This window comes from Cupriavidus sp. PET2-C1 (genome assembly GCF_054515855.1).
On record NZ_CM137260.1, the window covers coordinates 599545 to 612226 of the forward strand.

The following is a 12682-nucleotide window of genomic DNA, read 5'->3' on the forward strand; positions in this document are numbered from 1 at the left end:
GCAGGTGCACGGCCGTGGTGCGGCGAGCGCTGCCGGCAACGTGCTCAGGCTGCGTGTGCAAGGCGCGCGTGGAGACCGAGGCCCTTGCCGAGGGAGCCCGGTCCCGCGCCAGGCCCGGCTGACCCGATTACCACCCGCCGCCGAGCGCGCGGAACGTCGCCACCGCGGCGCGCGCGTTGTCGGCGTGCACGCGGGCCTGCTGGTCGCGCGCGGCCAGCAACTGGCGCTCCTCATCCAACACCTCGAACAGGCTGACGGCCCCGCCCTTGTACGCATCTTCGGAAGCGCCGCGCGCGCGTTCGTGGGCGTCGATCTCGGTGCTCAGTTCCTTGCCCTGCGCTTCCAGCTCGGTCAGCGTGACGATCGCGTTTTCCACGTCTTCAGTGGCGCGCAGCATGGCCTTGCGGTAGTTGACCAGCGCCTCGGCGTTGGCGCCTTTGGCTTGCGCCACTTCGGCATCCACGCGGCCGAAGTCGAACAGGCGCCAGCGCAAGCCCGCTGCCGCCACCGGCTGGAACGCGGCAGCGGAAAACAGCTTGCCGCCGCTCAGGCTCTCAAAGCCGAGCAGGGCGGATAAGGACAGCTTGGGGTAGTACTCGGCTGTCGCCGCGCCGATGCGCGCGCTGCTGGCGGCCAGCCTGCGCTCCGCCGCGATCACGTCGGGGCGGCGGCGCAGCAGGTCGGCGGGCCCCTGGGCCACGGAGATGGCCGGCACGGCCACGCCATTCGGCAGGGGGCCAAGCTCGGCTGCGTAGGTGCCCGGCTGCGCGCCCATCAGCACATCGAGCCGGTTCAGCTGGGTTTGCAGCTCGATCCGCAAGGGGGGGATGGTGACGCGTGCCTGCGCCACCAGCGCTTGCGCCTGGGCTACCTCGCGGCTGGACGCAAGCCCGTCGTGCAAGCGCAATTGCACCAGGTCCAGCAGCTTGCCGTTGTTCGTCACCTGCTCCTGCGCAATGGCAATGCGCTGCTGCGCGCCGCGCACGCGGAAGTAGGCATCGGCGGCCTCGGCCGCCACCGAGATGCGCGCGCCGAGGTGGTCGGCCTGCGCGGCCTGCGCCTCGGCGTCGGCCGCCTCCGCGCCACGCCGCAGGCCGCCGAACAGGTCGATCTCCCAGCTCGCGCCCGCGCCTACATCGTAGAGCGCGGTGTTGCGGTCGTAGCCGGGGAACTTGCTCGCGATCCTGCCTAGCGGGCTTTCCAGCGACTGATGCACCTTGGCCGCCTGCGCCGACAAACTGCCCTGGGGCAGCAACTGCGCGCCGGCCTCGGCGGCAACGGCCCGCGCCTGCTGCACGCGGGCAAACGCGGCGGCCAGGTCCAGGTTCTGGTCCAGCGCGCGCTGGACGATGCGCGTGAGCGCGGGATCGTCGAATCCCGTCCACCAGGTGTCCAGCGGTGGCGCCGGCTGGCGCGTGGCGCGTGCGGCCAGCGCATCGGCATGCGGGTAGCTGGCTGCGGTGTCGGCCGCGGGCGCCTTGTAGTCCGGGCCTACCGCGGCGCAAGCCGCCAGGCCAAGCGCCGTCAGCGCTGCCGCGGCAAGCGCGGTGGCCCGCGCCGCGTGCTGGCGCAGGTGCTGGTACGGCTGCGGCTGCGGCTGTTGAGGCGCGAGCCCGGGGCGGGGCGGGGTACGGCTCATGTCCATCTCCTTCAGAGATTCTGGGATTCAGGGAAACCAGGAAGCGGCTTGATCGCCGCCCCGGTGTCTTTGTTCAACAAGTTACTTGCATGATGATATTTACAACTCTATACTAACTTTCATCTTGATAGCAACCTGATTTCCCGGAGGTGGCGAACATGCAGAAAAAGCCGCTCGACAATGCGCCTTGCCCCATTGCCCGCAGCCTGGCGCGGGTGGGTGAGCCGTGGAGCATCCTGATCCTGCGGGAGGCGTTCTATGGCAACAGCCGCTTTGACGAATTCCAGAAGCAGCTGGGCATTGCGCCCAACATGCTGGCGCGCCGCCTCGAAACCCTGGTGCGCGAGGGCCTGCTTGTGCGGCGCCAGTACTGCGAGCGGCCGCCGCGTTTCGAATACCTGCTGACTGACCGGGGCCGCGAATTCCGCCCGGTGATGCTGGCGCTGCTGGCCTGGGGCAACCGCCACTTCTCGCCCGAGGGCGAGAGCGTGCAGCTGGTGGACCGCCAGACCGGCGCCACCGTCATCCCGATCCTGGTGGATGCGCAGACCGGGCATCCGATCACCGATGCCGATCACGTGGTCGTGGCCGGCCCGGCCGCCAGTGCGGGCGTCCGCGCCAAGCTCGAAAAGTCGGCGCGCGTGCGCGCGGCCCCCATCCCCGATGTCCCGCAGGCAACAGCCCATATGTGAAATACGTGAAAGCACAGCAGCGCTAGCGCGTTGAAGCAAAAGTTAGAGCGAAAACCAGAGGAAGCGTCATGACAAGCGATATCACCGCCGAGCGTGCAGGCCCGGCGCCCATCCCCGTTACCAGCAAGCCCCCCATCAGCCGCAAGCGGCTGATCGTGACCGGCGCGCTCATCGCCGCCGGCCTTGGCGCCGCCGCCTACGGTCAGCATTGGTGGACGCATGGCCGCTTCCTGCAAAGCACCGACGATGCTTATGTCGGCGGCGAAGTCACGGTGATTGCGCCGAAGGTGCCGGGCTACCTGGCGCAAGTGCTGGTGACCGACAACCAGCAGGTGCATGCCGGCGACTTGCTGGCCCGCATCGATGACCGCGACTACCGCGCCGCGCTGGCCAAGGCGGAAGGGGCGGTGGCCGCCCAGCAGGCGCTGCTGGCCAATCTGGATGCCACCCGCTCCTTGCAGGAAGCCGTGATCGGCCAGGCGCGGGCGGCGGTCACCGCGGTGAATGCCGACACCGAGCGCTCGCGCGACGACCAGGCGCGTTACCAGAGCCTGGCGGCCAAATCGGCCGTATCGGTCCAGAGCTCGCAAAAGGCCGACTCGGACTACAAGCAAGCTCTCGCCAACACGCAGAAGGCGCAGGCCAGCCTGCTAGCCGCGCAGCGCCAGGTCGACGTGATCAGCACGCAGAAGCTGCAAGCGCAGGCGGCGCTCGCGCAAGCCATTGCCGAGCGCGACATCGCCAAATTGAACCTGGGCTACACGGAGCTGCGCGCGCCCATCGACGGCACCATCGGCAACCGCCGCGCCCGCGTGGGCGCCTACGCCGCGGGCGGCGCGCAGCTGCTGTCGGTGGTGCCGGCGCGCGGCCTGTGGGTCGATGCGAATTTCAAGGAAGGGCAGCTTGCGCATCTGCGGCCAGGCATGCGTGCCACGGTGGAGGCCGATGTGTTGCCCGGCCGCGTGTTCCACGGCCGCGTACTCAGCCTGGCGCCGGCCACGGGGGCACAGTTCAGCGTGCTGCCGCCGGAGAACGCCACCGGCAACTTCACCAAGATCGTCCAGCGCGTGCCGGTGCGCATCATGCTGGATGACAACGAAGCCGCGCTGGCCATGCTGCGGCCTGGCTTGTCGGTGCTGGCGCAAGTCGATTCCCGCGCCGACGCGCAGGTGCAGCCATGAGCAGCAGCGTCCTGGCCGGGCCCGCGCAGGCCACGCAGCCAGCCGAGCCCGCCGAGCCCGCTCAGCCGCCTGCGCCGGCGTCTTCCACGGCCTCCATGAGCACGGCCGCCAAGGTGCTGGCCTTCGCCACCATGTGCGTGGGCATGTTCATCGCCTTGCTGGATATCCAGATCGTCTCGGCCTCGCTGCGCGACATCGGCGGCGGGCTGTCGGCGGGCACCGATGAAACCGTGTGGGTGCAGACCAGCTACCTGATCGCCGAGATCATCGTGATTCCGCTGTCGGGCTGGCTTTCGCGCGTGATGTCCACGCGCTGGCTGTTTGCCGTTTCGGCCGCGGGCTTTACGCTAACCAGCCTGCTGTGCGGCCTCGCCTGGAACATCCAGAGCATGATCGCCTTTCGCGCCATGCAGGGCTTCCTGGGCGGCTCGATGATCCCGCTGGTGTTCACCACCGCCTTCGCCTTCTTCGGCGGCAAGCAGCGCGTGATTGCCGCGGCCACCATCGGCGCCCTGGCCTCGCTGGCGCCCACGCTCGGGCCCACCGTGGGCGGCTGGATTACCGACAACTACTCTTGGCACTGGCTGTTCTTCATCAACCTGGTGCCGGGCATCTTCATCACCGTGGCGGTGCCGCTGCTGGTGCGCGTGGACCAGCCCAACTGGTCGCTGGTGCGCGGCGCCGACTATCTCGGCATGACACTGATGGCGCTGTTCCTCGGCTGCCTGCAGTACACGCTGGAAGAAGGCCCGCGCTGGGACTGGTTTGGCGACGATGTGATTCGCACCACCGCCTGGATCTCGGGCATGGCGGGCGTCGGCTTTGTCTGGCGCAGCCTGACCTACGCCCATCCGGTGGTGGACTTGCGCGCGCTCAAGGACCGCAACTTCGCACTCGGCTGCTTCTTCTCGTTCGTCACCGGCGTGGGCATCTTCGCCACCATCTATCTCACGCCGCTGTTCCTGGGCCACGTGCGTGGCTTCAGCGCGCTGCAGATCGGGCTGGCGGTGTTCTCCACCGGTGTGTTCCAGGTCATGTCGATCCCCGTCTACGCGTTCTTCGCCAATCGTGTGGACCTGCGCTGGCTGATGATGTTCGGGCTGGGCTGCTTTGCCTTCTCGATGTGGCAGTTCTCGCCCATCACGCATGACTGGGGTGCGCAGGAACTGTTGCTGCCGCAGGCGTTTCGCGGCATGGCGCAGCAGTTCTCGGTGGCGCCGGCGGTCACGCTCACGCTGGGGTCGCTAGCGCCGGAGCGGCTCAAGCTGGCGTCCGGGCTGTTCAACCTGATGCGCAACCTGGGCGGCGCGATCGGCATCGCCAGCTGCGCGACCATCCTGAACGACCGCACCAACCTGCATTTCCAGCGCCTGGCGGAGCACCTGAACTACAGCAACGAGGCCATGGGCGCGCTGCTGCAGGCGGTGGGCAGCAATATGGCCGCGCTGGGCCACGACGTCGCCGATGCGCAGTCCGCCGCGCTCAGGCAACTGTGGGCACTGACCTGGCGCGAGGCGCAGACGCAGACGTTTGGCGATGCCTTTTTGGTCATCATGGTGTGCTTTGTCATCGCCACCGCCATGGTGCCGCTACTGCGCAAGGCGGGGCCGCCGGCAGCGCCATCGGCCGATGCGCATTGAGGCCTTCCACCGCAGGGAGATCGATCATGAACACCCGTTTAGCTAGCGCGCTGGCCTGTGCCACGCTGTTTGCCGCCATGGCGGCCCAAACCATCCACGCCAGCACGGAGCGCCCGCGCGACTCCGGCGTGGGATGCGCCCGCGCCGACAACCGCTACTGCAAGGCGCCGCAGGGCGCGGGCGCCGGCGATACGCAAGCGCAATGGCCGGCCGCCGCGCGGCCAGCTTCATCCACCACCCCAAGGAGCCTGTGATGAAAACCAGGGAAGTCGTGTTATGCCACCCCGTTCGCACCGCCATTGGCGCTTATAACGGTTCGCTCAAGGCGACGCCGGCGACCGAGCTGGGCGCGGTGGTCATCCGCGAGACGGTGCGCCGCTCCGGCGTCGATCCGGAGCGGATCGGCAGCGTGGTGTTCGGCAATGTGATCCAGGCCGGCAACAGAATGAATCCCGCCCGGCAGGCGGCCATCGGCGCCGGCCTGCCGGTGTCGCTGCCGGCGATGACGGTCAACCGCGTGTGCGGGTCCGGCGCGCAGGCCATTGCCAGCGCCGCCGATGAAATCTGGCTCGGCCATGCCGATGTGGCGATTGCCGGTGGCATGGAGAACATGGACCAGGCCCCCTACCTGATGCCGGCCGCCCGCTGGGGCAGCCGCATGGGCGACGCGGCACTGCAGGACAGCATGCTGCGCGATGGCCTGGTGGACGCATTCTCGGGTGAGCACTCCGGCTGGCATACCGAGGACCTGGTGGCGCGCAACAAGATCAGCCGCGACGAACAGGACCGCTGGGCCGAACGCTCGCAAAGCCGCTTTGCCCGCGCGCAGGAGCAAGGCCGCTTCGTGGAGCAGATTATCGGCGTGCCCGTGAAGGTAAAGGGCGGCACGTCCACGTTCAGCGTGGATGAAGCGATGCGGCCGGACACCACCTTCGAGATTCTCAGCAAGCTGCGTCCGGCGTTTCGCAAGGACGGCACCATCACCGCAGGCAATGCACCGGGGCTCAATAGCGGCGCGGCCGCCATGCTGGTCGCCGAACGATCGCTGGCCGAGGGTCTTGGGCTGGCACCGATGGCCCGGCTGGTGGCCTATGGCGTAGGCGCCGTCGAGCCGGGCTTGTTCGGCCTTGGGCCCGTTCCGGCCGTGCGCCAGGCGCTGCAGCGCGCGCAATGGGCGCTGGGCGATGTCGAGTGGATCGAGATCAATGAAGCCTTCGCGGCCGTGCCTTTGGCTGTGGCGGGCGAACTCGGCTTGCCGCTCGACATCATCAACGTGGAGGGCGGCGCGATCGCGCATGGCCATCCCATCGGTGCAACCGGGGCGGTGCTCACTACGCGCCTGCTGTACGCGATGCGCGCGCATGGGCTGCGCCGGGGCATCGTGACGCTGTGCATAGGGGGCGGGCAGGGCATTGCGCTGGCGCTCGAAGCCCTGGCATAGGCGGCATCGGCGGGGCGGGGGCGGCGTTGCGGCATTTCAATCCAGCTATCATGTTGAAAGTATCAAGATGCCGGAGTGGAGCCCTCGACCATGCAAAGAAAAACCTTCAGGAACATGCAATGCCCCATCGCCCGCGGGCTGGAGCGGGTTGGCGAGTGGTGGAGCATGCTGCTGATGCGCGAAGCGTTCTATGGCGCGCGGCGCTTCGACGACTTCCAGAAGAACCTGGACATCGCGCCCAATATGCTCACGCGCCGCCTCACCGCGCTGGTGGAGGAGGGGTTGCTGGAGCGCCAGCAGTACTCGGAGAAGCCGCCGCGCTATGAGTATGTGCTGACGCAATGCGGGCGGGATTTCCTGCCCGTGCTGCTGGCCATGCTTGCCTGGGGCAACAAGCACTTCGCGCCGGAAGGTCCCAGCGTGGAATTGCGCGACAAGGAAACCGGCAAGGTGGTCGATCCCGTGCTGGTGGATGCCGGCACGGGCGAGCGGCTGAGCTTCAAGCGGCATGCCCTGGTGGCGGGCCCGGCCGCCGCGGACGGCATGCGCCGGCGCCTGGCATCCGCCGCCGGTTTCCTGGGGGGCGTGGAGCAAGCCGGGGAGGCGGGCGACGCGGTGCTCGCCAGCGACCTGCCGTAGGCGCTTTGCACTGTGTTTGCCCTGTCATTGCACTGTTTTAACCACTGTTAACCACTGTTAAGCAAGTCAGACATCGATGCGGGGAACGTCATGAAGATTCTGGTCCTGGGCGCTGGCGCCATGGGTGGCTACTACGGCGCTCGCCTGATGCAGGCGGGGGCGGATGTCACGTTCCTGGTGCGGCCACGGCGTGCCGAAGCGCTGGCGAGAGACGGCATGACCGTGCGCAGCGAGCTTGGCGATTTCCGCGCCGCCGTGAAGACGGTGCTGGCCGAGCACGCCAAGGCGGATTACGACCTGGTCCTGCTGGCATGCAAGACCTATGACCTGGACAGCGCGATGGCCGCGCTGGGCCCGGCGCTGTCTGCCAGCGGGGGCAAGCGCGCGGCGATCCTGCCGCTGGTCAACGGGCTGCGCGCGTATGAGACGCTGGACGCGCGCTACGGCCGCGACAGGGTGCTTGGCGGTGTCTCGTACATCGCCACCACGCTGGACGCCTCTGGAGCGGTGGTGCATCAAGGCGCGGCCGACAGGCTCATCGTGGGCGCGCGTGCCGAGTCGGCACAGGGCCTGGCCAGCGCCTTCCATGCGCTTGCCGCCAGCACGCCCGGCACGCGCGAGTTGTCACCGGACATCGACCAGGCGCTGTGGAACAAGTGGGTGATGATCTCGGCCGGCGCGCTGATGACCTGCCTGATGCGTGGCGCCGTCGGCGAGATCGTCAGGACTGTGGACGGCCGCGCGCTGATGCAGCAGGCCATGGACGAATGCGCGGCGGTGGCGCGTTTGTCCGGGCACGCCTTGCCCGAGCCGGTGGCTCAGGCCATGGCCGCGCGCCTGCTGGACGAGAACTCGGCCTGGGCCGCCTCCATGATGCGCGATATCGCGCAGGGCGCGCCCCGCCTGGAGGCGTACGACATCGTCGGCGACATGGCGCAGCGTGCCGCGCGGCTGGGGCATGCGGTGCCGCTGGTGCGTATTGCCTATAGCCACCTGCAGGTCTACGAAGCGCAGCGCGCCGCAGCCTAGCGCGCCGAGGCCGCCTGCGCGGCGGCGGCGGCCGCGCGGCGCTCCCGCGCCGCACGCCGGAACATACCCGGCCCGACGCCAAAGTACGCCTTGAAGGCACGCCCGAACGCGGCCTCCGAGGCATAGCCGCAATGCTCGCCGATGCTGGCTGCGGAGCCGCGGTCCAGCGTCAGCAGGCGGGCGGCCATTTCCATGCGCAAGGTGGTCACGAACTGCAGCGGCGTCTCGCCGCTGAGCAAGGTGAAGCGCCGTGCGAACGTGGCGCGCGACACATTGCATACCGCCGCCAGCGACGCCACCGACCACGGCTCGGCCGGCGCGCGCAGCACCGCATCGATCGCCTTGGACAGCCGCGCGTCGGCCATCAGCGCCAGCAGGCTATGCGTGACGCCGCCCTGCGCGATCAGCGCGCGCAAGAGCAGGGTCAGCAGCGCGGTGGAGAGCTGTCCGATGACCGCCGCGCCACCTGGCTCGGGCGCCTGCGCCTCGCTGCGCATCATGTCGATCAGCGCATGCAGCCAGGCGCAATCGGCGCGCTGCGCGGTGGCCACGCGCAGCACCGGCGGCAGGTTGCGTAACAGCATCGTGCCCGGCAAGCCCAGCACGAACGTGCCGCACAGCATGTCCAGCGGATGCGTGTCGCCGGGCATCGTCACCTCGGTCAGCAAGCCATTGAAGCGCGTCGTCTGGGCCGGCGCGGCGGCGTGCGCGCCGGCGGCCCCATCCGGCAAGCTGCGCAGCGTGTGCGCGCTGCCGTGCGGGAACAGCAGCACGTCGCCCGTATCGAGCGAGATGGCCTCTTGCGCCACCAGCGCGCGCGCCTGCCCCTTCAGGATGATGTGATACGGCAGGTGGCCGGCGGGCGCCGCCGCGTTGTCCACCCGCCAGTTGCCGGCGAAGTGGCAGTGCAGGTCGACGGTGCCGGCGGGCGAAAGCATGCGCACAAGTTCGGTCAGGCTATCCATGGCAGGAACGGTGGGATCAAGACGGATACGCGATATTGAGATGATAGAGCAAGATAATGCGACGATTATATGCGGTAAGTCGCGACTGGCGCGCCTAGACTTCAGTCCATGGAAGCAGCGCAACAAACACAGCGCGGGTCCATCAACCAACCGGAAAGGAGTGCCGTCATGTCCCGTCTTCACACCATCAACCCCGCCGAAGCCACCGGCCAGGCCGCCCAACTGTTCGCCGCCATCAAGGGCGCCGTGGGCAAGGTGCCCAACGCGTACGCGGTGATCGGCAGCAATGCCCCCGAGGTGCTGGCCCACGCGCTGCAAACCGGCGCGCTGCTCAAGAATGCGACGCTCAGCGCCCGTGAGCTCGAAGCGATCAACCTTGCCGTCAGCGAAGCGTCGGGTTGTGACTATTGCGTGGCCGCGCACACCATGACCGGCAAGATGGCCGGCTATACCGCCGAACAAACGCGTGCGCTGCGCGCCGGCGCGTACCCGCAAGACAGCAAGATCGACGCGCTGGTCCGCTTCGCACTGGCCGTGGCCACGACGTCCGGCACGGTGCCAGCCAACGTCGTCGCCAATGTGCGCGAAGCCGGCTACACCGATCGCCAGATCGTCGAGAGCATCCAGGCCATCAGCGCGATCCTGTTCACCAACATGATCAACCGCGTCAACGATACGGTGATCGACTTCCCCAAGGTAGCGTGAGAGGTGAGGGGTGAGAGTGGGCGGAAGGCGGGGAGATCGTGCCCCGCCTGTTGTCTGGTTCGCGTCTATCGACATGCGGAATCTTTCGTTCCGCTGCGACGCCCCTGCTGTGGACAATGAGGATCACGAGCGTCATGCCTGTCTTTTCGGCAAGACTTCGGCAAGACATTAATCCGATCGATCCTACCAGCGTCCATTCATGTCCCGACCCCGACCCCGACCCCGATCCCGATCCCTACTCCGCATGCTTGCCACCGGCCTGCTGCTCGGCGCCACGTTTCCCGCGCTGGCCGACACCGCCATCCTCAACGCCGGCTACGACGTCACCCGCGAGCTGTACCGTGAGATCAACCCCGGTTTTATCGCTAACTGGAAGCACGCGAGTGGCGAGACGCTGGTCATCAATCAGTCGCACGGCGGATCGAGCAAGCAGGCGCGTTCGGTAGCGGATGGCCTGGAGGCCGACGTGGTGACCATGAACCAGGAGACCGATATCGACATCCTGGTGCAGCGTGGCGTGGTGGCGCAGGACTGGAAGAAGCGCCTGCCGGACAACGCGGCGCCGTACTACTCCACCATCGTGTTCCTCGTGCGCAAGGGCAATCCCAAGCGCATCCTGGACTGGGAGGACCTGGGCCGCGCTGGCGTGCAGGTGATCGTGCCGAATCCCAAGACCTCGGGCAACGGGCGCTACACGTACCTGGCGGCATGGGGCGCGGCCATCCGCAAGGGCGGCAGCGAGGCCCAGGCGCGCGATGCCGTGGGCCGGCTGTTCCGCAATGTGCCGGTGCTCGATACCGGCGGCCGGGGCGCGACCACCAGCTTCACGCAGCGCCAGCTTGGCGATGTGCTGGCCACCTTCGAGAGCGAGGTGCACCAGATTCGCAAGGAGCTGGGAGACAGCTTCGAGGTGGTGTACCCGAGCCAGTCGATCATCGCCGAAGCGCCGGTGGCTGTGGTCGATAAGGTGGTGGACAAGCGCGGCACGCGCAAGGTGGCCACGGCCTACCTGCAATACCTGTGGTCCGATGCGGGCCAGGACGTGATCGCCCGCCAGTTCTACCGGCCGCGCTCTGCGGCGGTGCTCAAGGCCCACGCGGCGCTGTTCCGGCCGATCCAGCTGTTCTCCGTCAGCGATGTGTTTGGCAGCTGGGCGCAGGCGCAGAGCCGGCATTTTGCCGATGGCGGCGAGTTCGACAAGATTTACCAGAGCCGGCTGTAAGCCAGGCGCGGGCGGCGGGTGAGTCCCGCCGCCCGCTTGCCGATGCCGTCTCCGCTATGGCTTCGGGCTCAGGCCATTCAGGTGCTTGACCAGCTTGCCCAGCGTGGTGGCCTGGATCAGCAGGCTGAACACCACCACCAGGTAAGTCACGCCGATCAGCATCTCGCGCCCGGCGAACTCCGGCAGCGATAGCGCCAGCGCGATCGAGATGCCGCCGCGCAGCCCGCCCCAGGTCATGATGGTGGCCGAGTGCGGATTGAGCCGGCGGAAATTCTGCAGCGCCAGCAGCGGGATGGCCACGCTGATGCCGCGGGCAATCAGCACCACGGGAATCGCCGCCAGCCCCAGCCAGACGATATGCAGCTGCAGCGACAGCGCGATGATCTCCAGCCCGATCAGGCCAAACAGCACCAGGTTGAGCAACTCGTCCAGCAGGCCCCAGAAATTGAACAAGTGCTCGCGGGTCTTCTCCGACATTGACTTGCTGGTGCTATGGTTGCCGATCACCAGGCCCATGATGACCACCGACAGTGGCGCGGACACGTGCACCGTCTCGGCCAGGCTGTAGCCGCCGGTGGCGAGCGCCAGCGTGATCAGGATCTCGACCGGATAACTGTCGATCCCGCGCAGCAGCACCGACGCCACATAGCCCACCACCACGCCCAGCACCACGGCGCCCAGCACTTCGCGCACCAGCGCGAGCGCCACGTGCGAAGCAGAGAATTCGGTGGCGCCGGTCGCCAGCCCCACCAGGGTCAGGAATGCCACCACCGCGGTGCCGTCGTTGAACAGCGATTCGCCGGCAATCTTGGTTTCCAGGCTCTCCGATGCGCCCGCGTTCTTGAGCACGCTGAGCACGGCGATCGGGTCGGTAGGGGAAATCAGCGCGCCGAACACCAGGCACCACAGCAGGCTGACCGGGTGGCCCAGCCACTGTGCGACATAGAAGAAGCCGAACCCGACCGCGGCGGTCGAGATCACCACGCCAACCGTGGCCAGCATGACCACGGCCCGGCGCTGCCGGCGCATGCGCGAGAGGTCGACGTGCAGGGCGCCGGCGAACAGCAGCAGGCTGAGCAGGCCGTGGAAGACCACGTCGGAGAAATCGATCTGGGCCACGAGCTTGCGGGCCTGCGCGACCATTTCAGGATGGTTGAAGCCGAGGATGGACACGCTCAGGCAGGTCACCAGCCCGACGGCGGTGATGCCCAGGGTGTCGGGCAGCTTGATGAAGCGGTGGTTGATGACGCCGAAAATGGCGATGAGGGTGAAAAGGGCGCCAGTCCCTTGGAATACAGTCATGCGGGGAGTTCTCCTTGCCTTGCGGGGCGCTGATCGTGATGTCGTGTGGATTTTATGCCACATCAACGATACCAGTATTCAGGATATTTCCTCAAACACGCGCCGAAGCCGCTGAAGCCGCTGAGCAGGCCAAAGCCGCGCGCCATGACGACTGCTGTCTCTCCCTCTCCCTTCAGGGGGAGAGGGCCGGGGAGAGGGGTGGCTTAGTCAATATGACTCCCCTGGGG

At 67.7% G+C, this 12682-nt stretch carries 12 protein-coding genes; 9 read left to right on the plus strand and 3 right to left on the minus strand.

The annotated features are described in order from the left end of the window. Positions 1-127 precede the first annotated feature (127 nt). Positions 128-1639: an efflux transporter outer membrane subunit gene (locus ACX12D_RS22680; RefSeq protein WP_459375728.1), complete on the minus strand. Its 1512-nt coding sequence runs from the start codon at positions 1637-1639 to the stop codon at positions 128-130. A 158-nt stretch (positions 1640-1797) separates the two neighbouring features. Between ACX12D_RS22680 and ACX12D_RS22685 the strand changes: the two genes are divergently transcribed. From ACX12D_RS22685 to ACX12D_RS22715, 7 genes are all read left to right on the plus strand, one after another. Further along, positions 1798-2331 carry a winged helix-turn-helix transcriptional regulator gene (locus tag ACX12D_RS22685; protein ID WP_459375729.1) on the plus strand — a complete coding sequence of 178 codons (534 nt, stop codon included), beginning with the start codon at positions 1798-1800 and terminating at the stop codon, positions 2329-2331. A 68-nt stretch (positions 2332-2399) separates the two neighbouring features. Then, on the plus strand, positions 2400-3512 hold the full coding sequence (locus ACX12D_RS22690; RefSeq protein WP_459375730.1) for an HlyD family secretion protein: 1113 nt from the start codon (positions 2400-2402) through the stop codon (positions 3510-3512). 95 nt (positions 3513-3607) lie between these two features. Beyond that, on the plus strand, positions 3608-5152 hold the full coding sequence (locus ACX12D_RS22695; RefSeq protein WP_459376495.1) for a DHA2 family efflux MFS transporter permease subunit: 1545 nt from the start codon (positions 3608-3610) through the stop codon (positions 5150-5152). A 26-nt stretch (positions 5153-5178) separates the two neighbouring features. Continuing rightward, on the plus strand, positions 5179-5406 hold the full coding sequence (locus ACX12D_RS22700; RefSeq protein WP_459375731.1) for a hypothetical protein: 228 nt from the start codon (positions 5179-5181) through the stop codon (positions 5404-5406). Then, complete coding sequence (locus ACX12D_RS22705) at positions 5406-6593, plus strand: thiolase family protein (protein ID WP_459375733.1); 1188 nt, start codon at positions 5406-5408, stop codon at positions 6591-6593. Before ACX12D_RS22700 ends, ACX12D_RS22705 begins: the two co-directional genes overlap by 1 nt. 90 nt (positions 6594-6683) lie before the next feature. Then, positions 6684-7232, plus strand: coding sequence for a winged helix-turn-helix transcriptional regulator (locus ACX12D_RS22710; protein WP_441638428.1), 549 nt, complete (start codon positions 6684-6686; stop codon positions 7230-7232). 90 nt (positions 7233-7322) lie between these two features. Then, positions 7323-8261, plus strand: a complete 939-nt coding sequence (locus ACX12D_RS22715) for a 2-dehydropantoate 2-reductase (protein WP_459375734.1) — start codon at positions 7323-7325, stop codon at positions 8259-8261. Here the strand turns inward: ACX12D_RS22715 and ACX12D_RS22720 are convergent. Beyond that, positions 8258-9226, minus strand: a complete 969-nt coding sequence (locus ACX12D_RS22720; protein ID WP_459375735.1) for a cupin domain-containing protein — start codon at positions 9224-9226, stop codon at positions 8258-8260. The genes ACX12D_RS22715 and ACX12D_RS22720 overlap by 4 nt on opposite strands. A gap of 168 nt (positions 9227-9394) precedes the next feature. Here ACX12D_RS22720 and ACX12D_RS22725 point away from each other — a divergent pair, with 168 nt between their 5' ends. Both ACX12D_RS22725 and ACX12D_RS22730 read left to right on the plus strand, forming a co-directional pair. Next, on the plus strand, positions 9395-9931 hold the full coding sequence (locus ACX12D_RS22725; protein ID WP_459375736.1) for a carboxymuconolactone decarboxylase family protein: 537 nt from the start codon (positions 9395-9397) through the stop codon (positions 9929-9931). Positions 9932-10175: 244 nt separating this feature from the next. After that, positions 10176-11153 (plus strand): sulfate ABC transporter substrate-binding protein, encoded by a 978-nt coding sequence (locus tag ACX12D_RS22730; protein ID WP_459375737.1) that lies wholly within the window; start codon positions 10176-10178, stop codon positions 11151-11153. Positions 11154-11207: 54 nt separating this feature from the next. Here the strand turns inward: ACX12D_RS22730 and ACX12D_RS22735 are convergent, their stop codons facing one another. After that, positions 11208-12455, minus strand: coding sequence for a cation:proton antiporter (locus tag ACX12D_RS22735; protein WP_459375738.1), 1248 nt, complete (start codon positions 12453-12455; stop codon positions 11208-11210). Positions 12456-12682 lie beyond the last annotated feature (227 nt).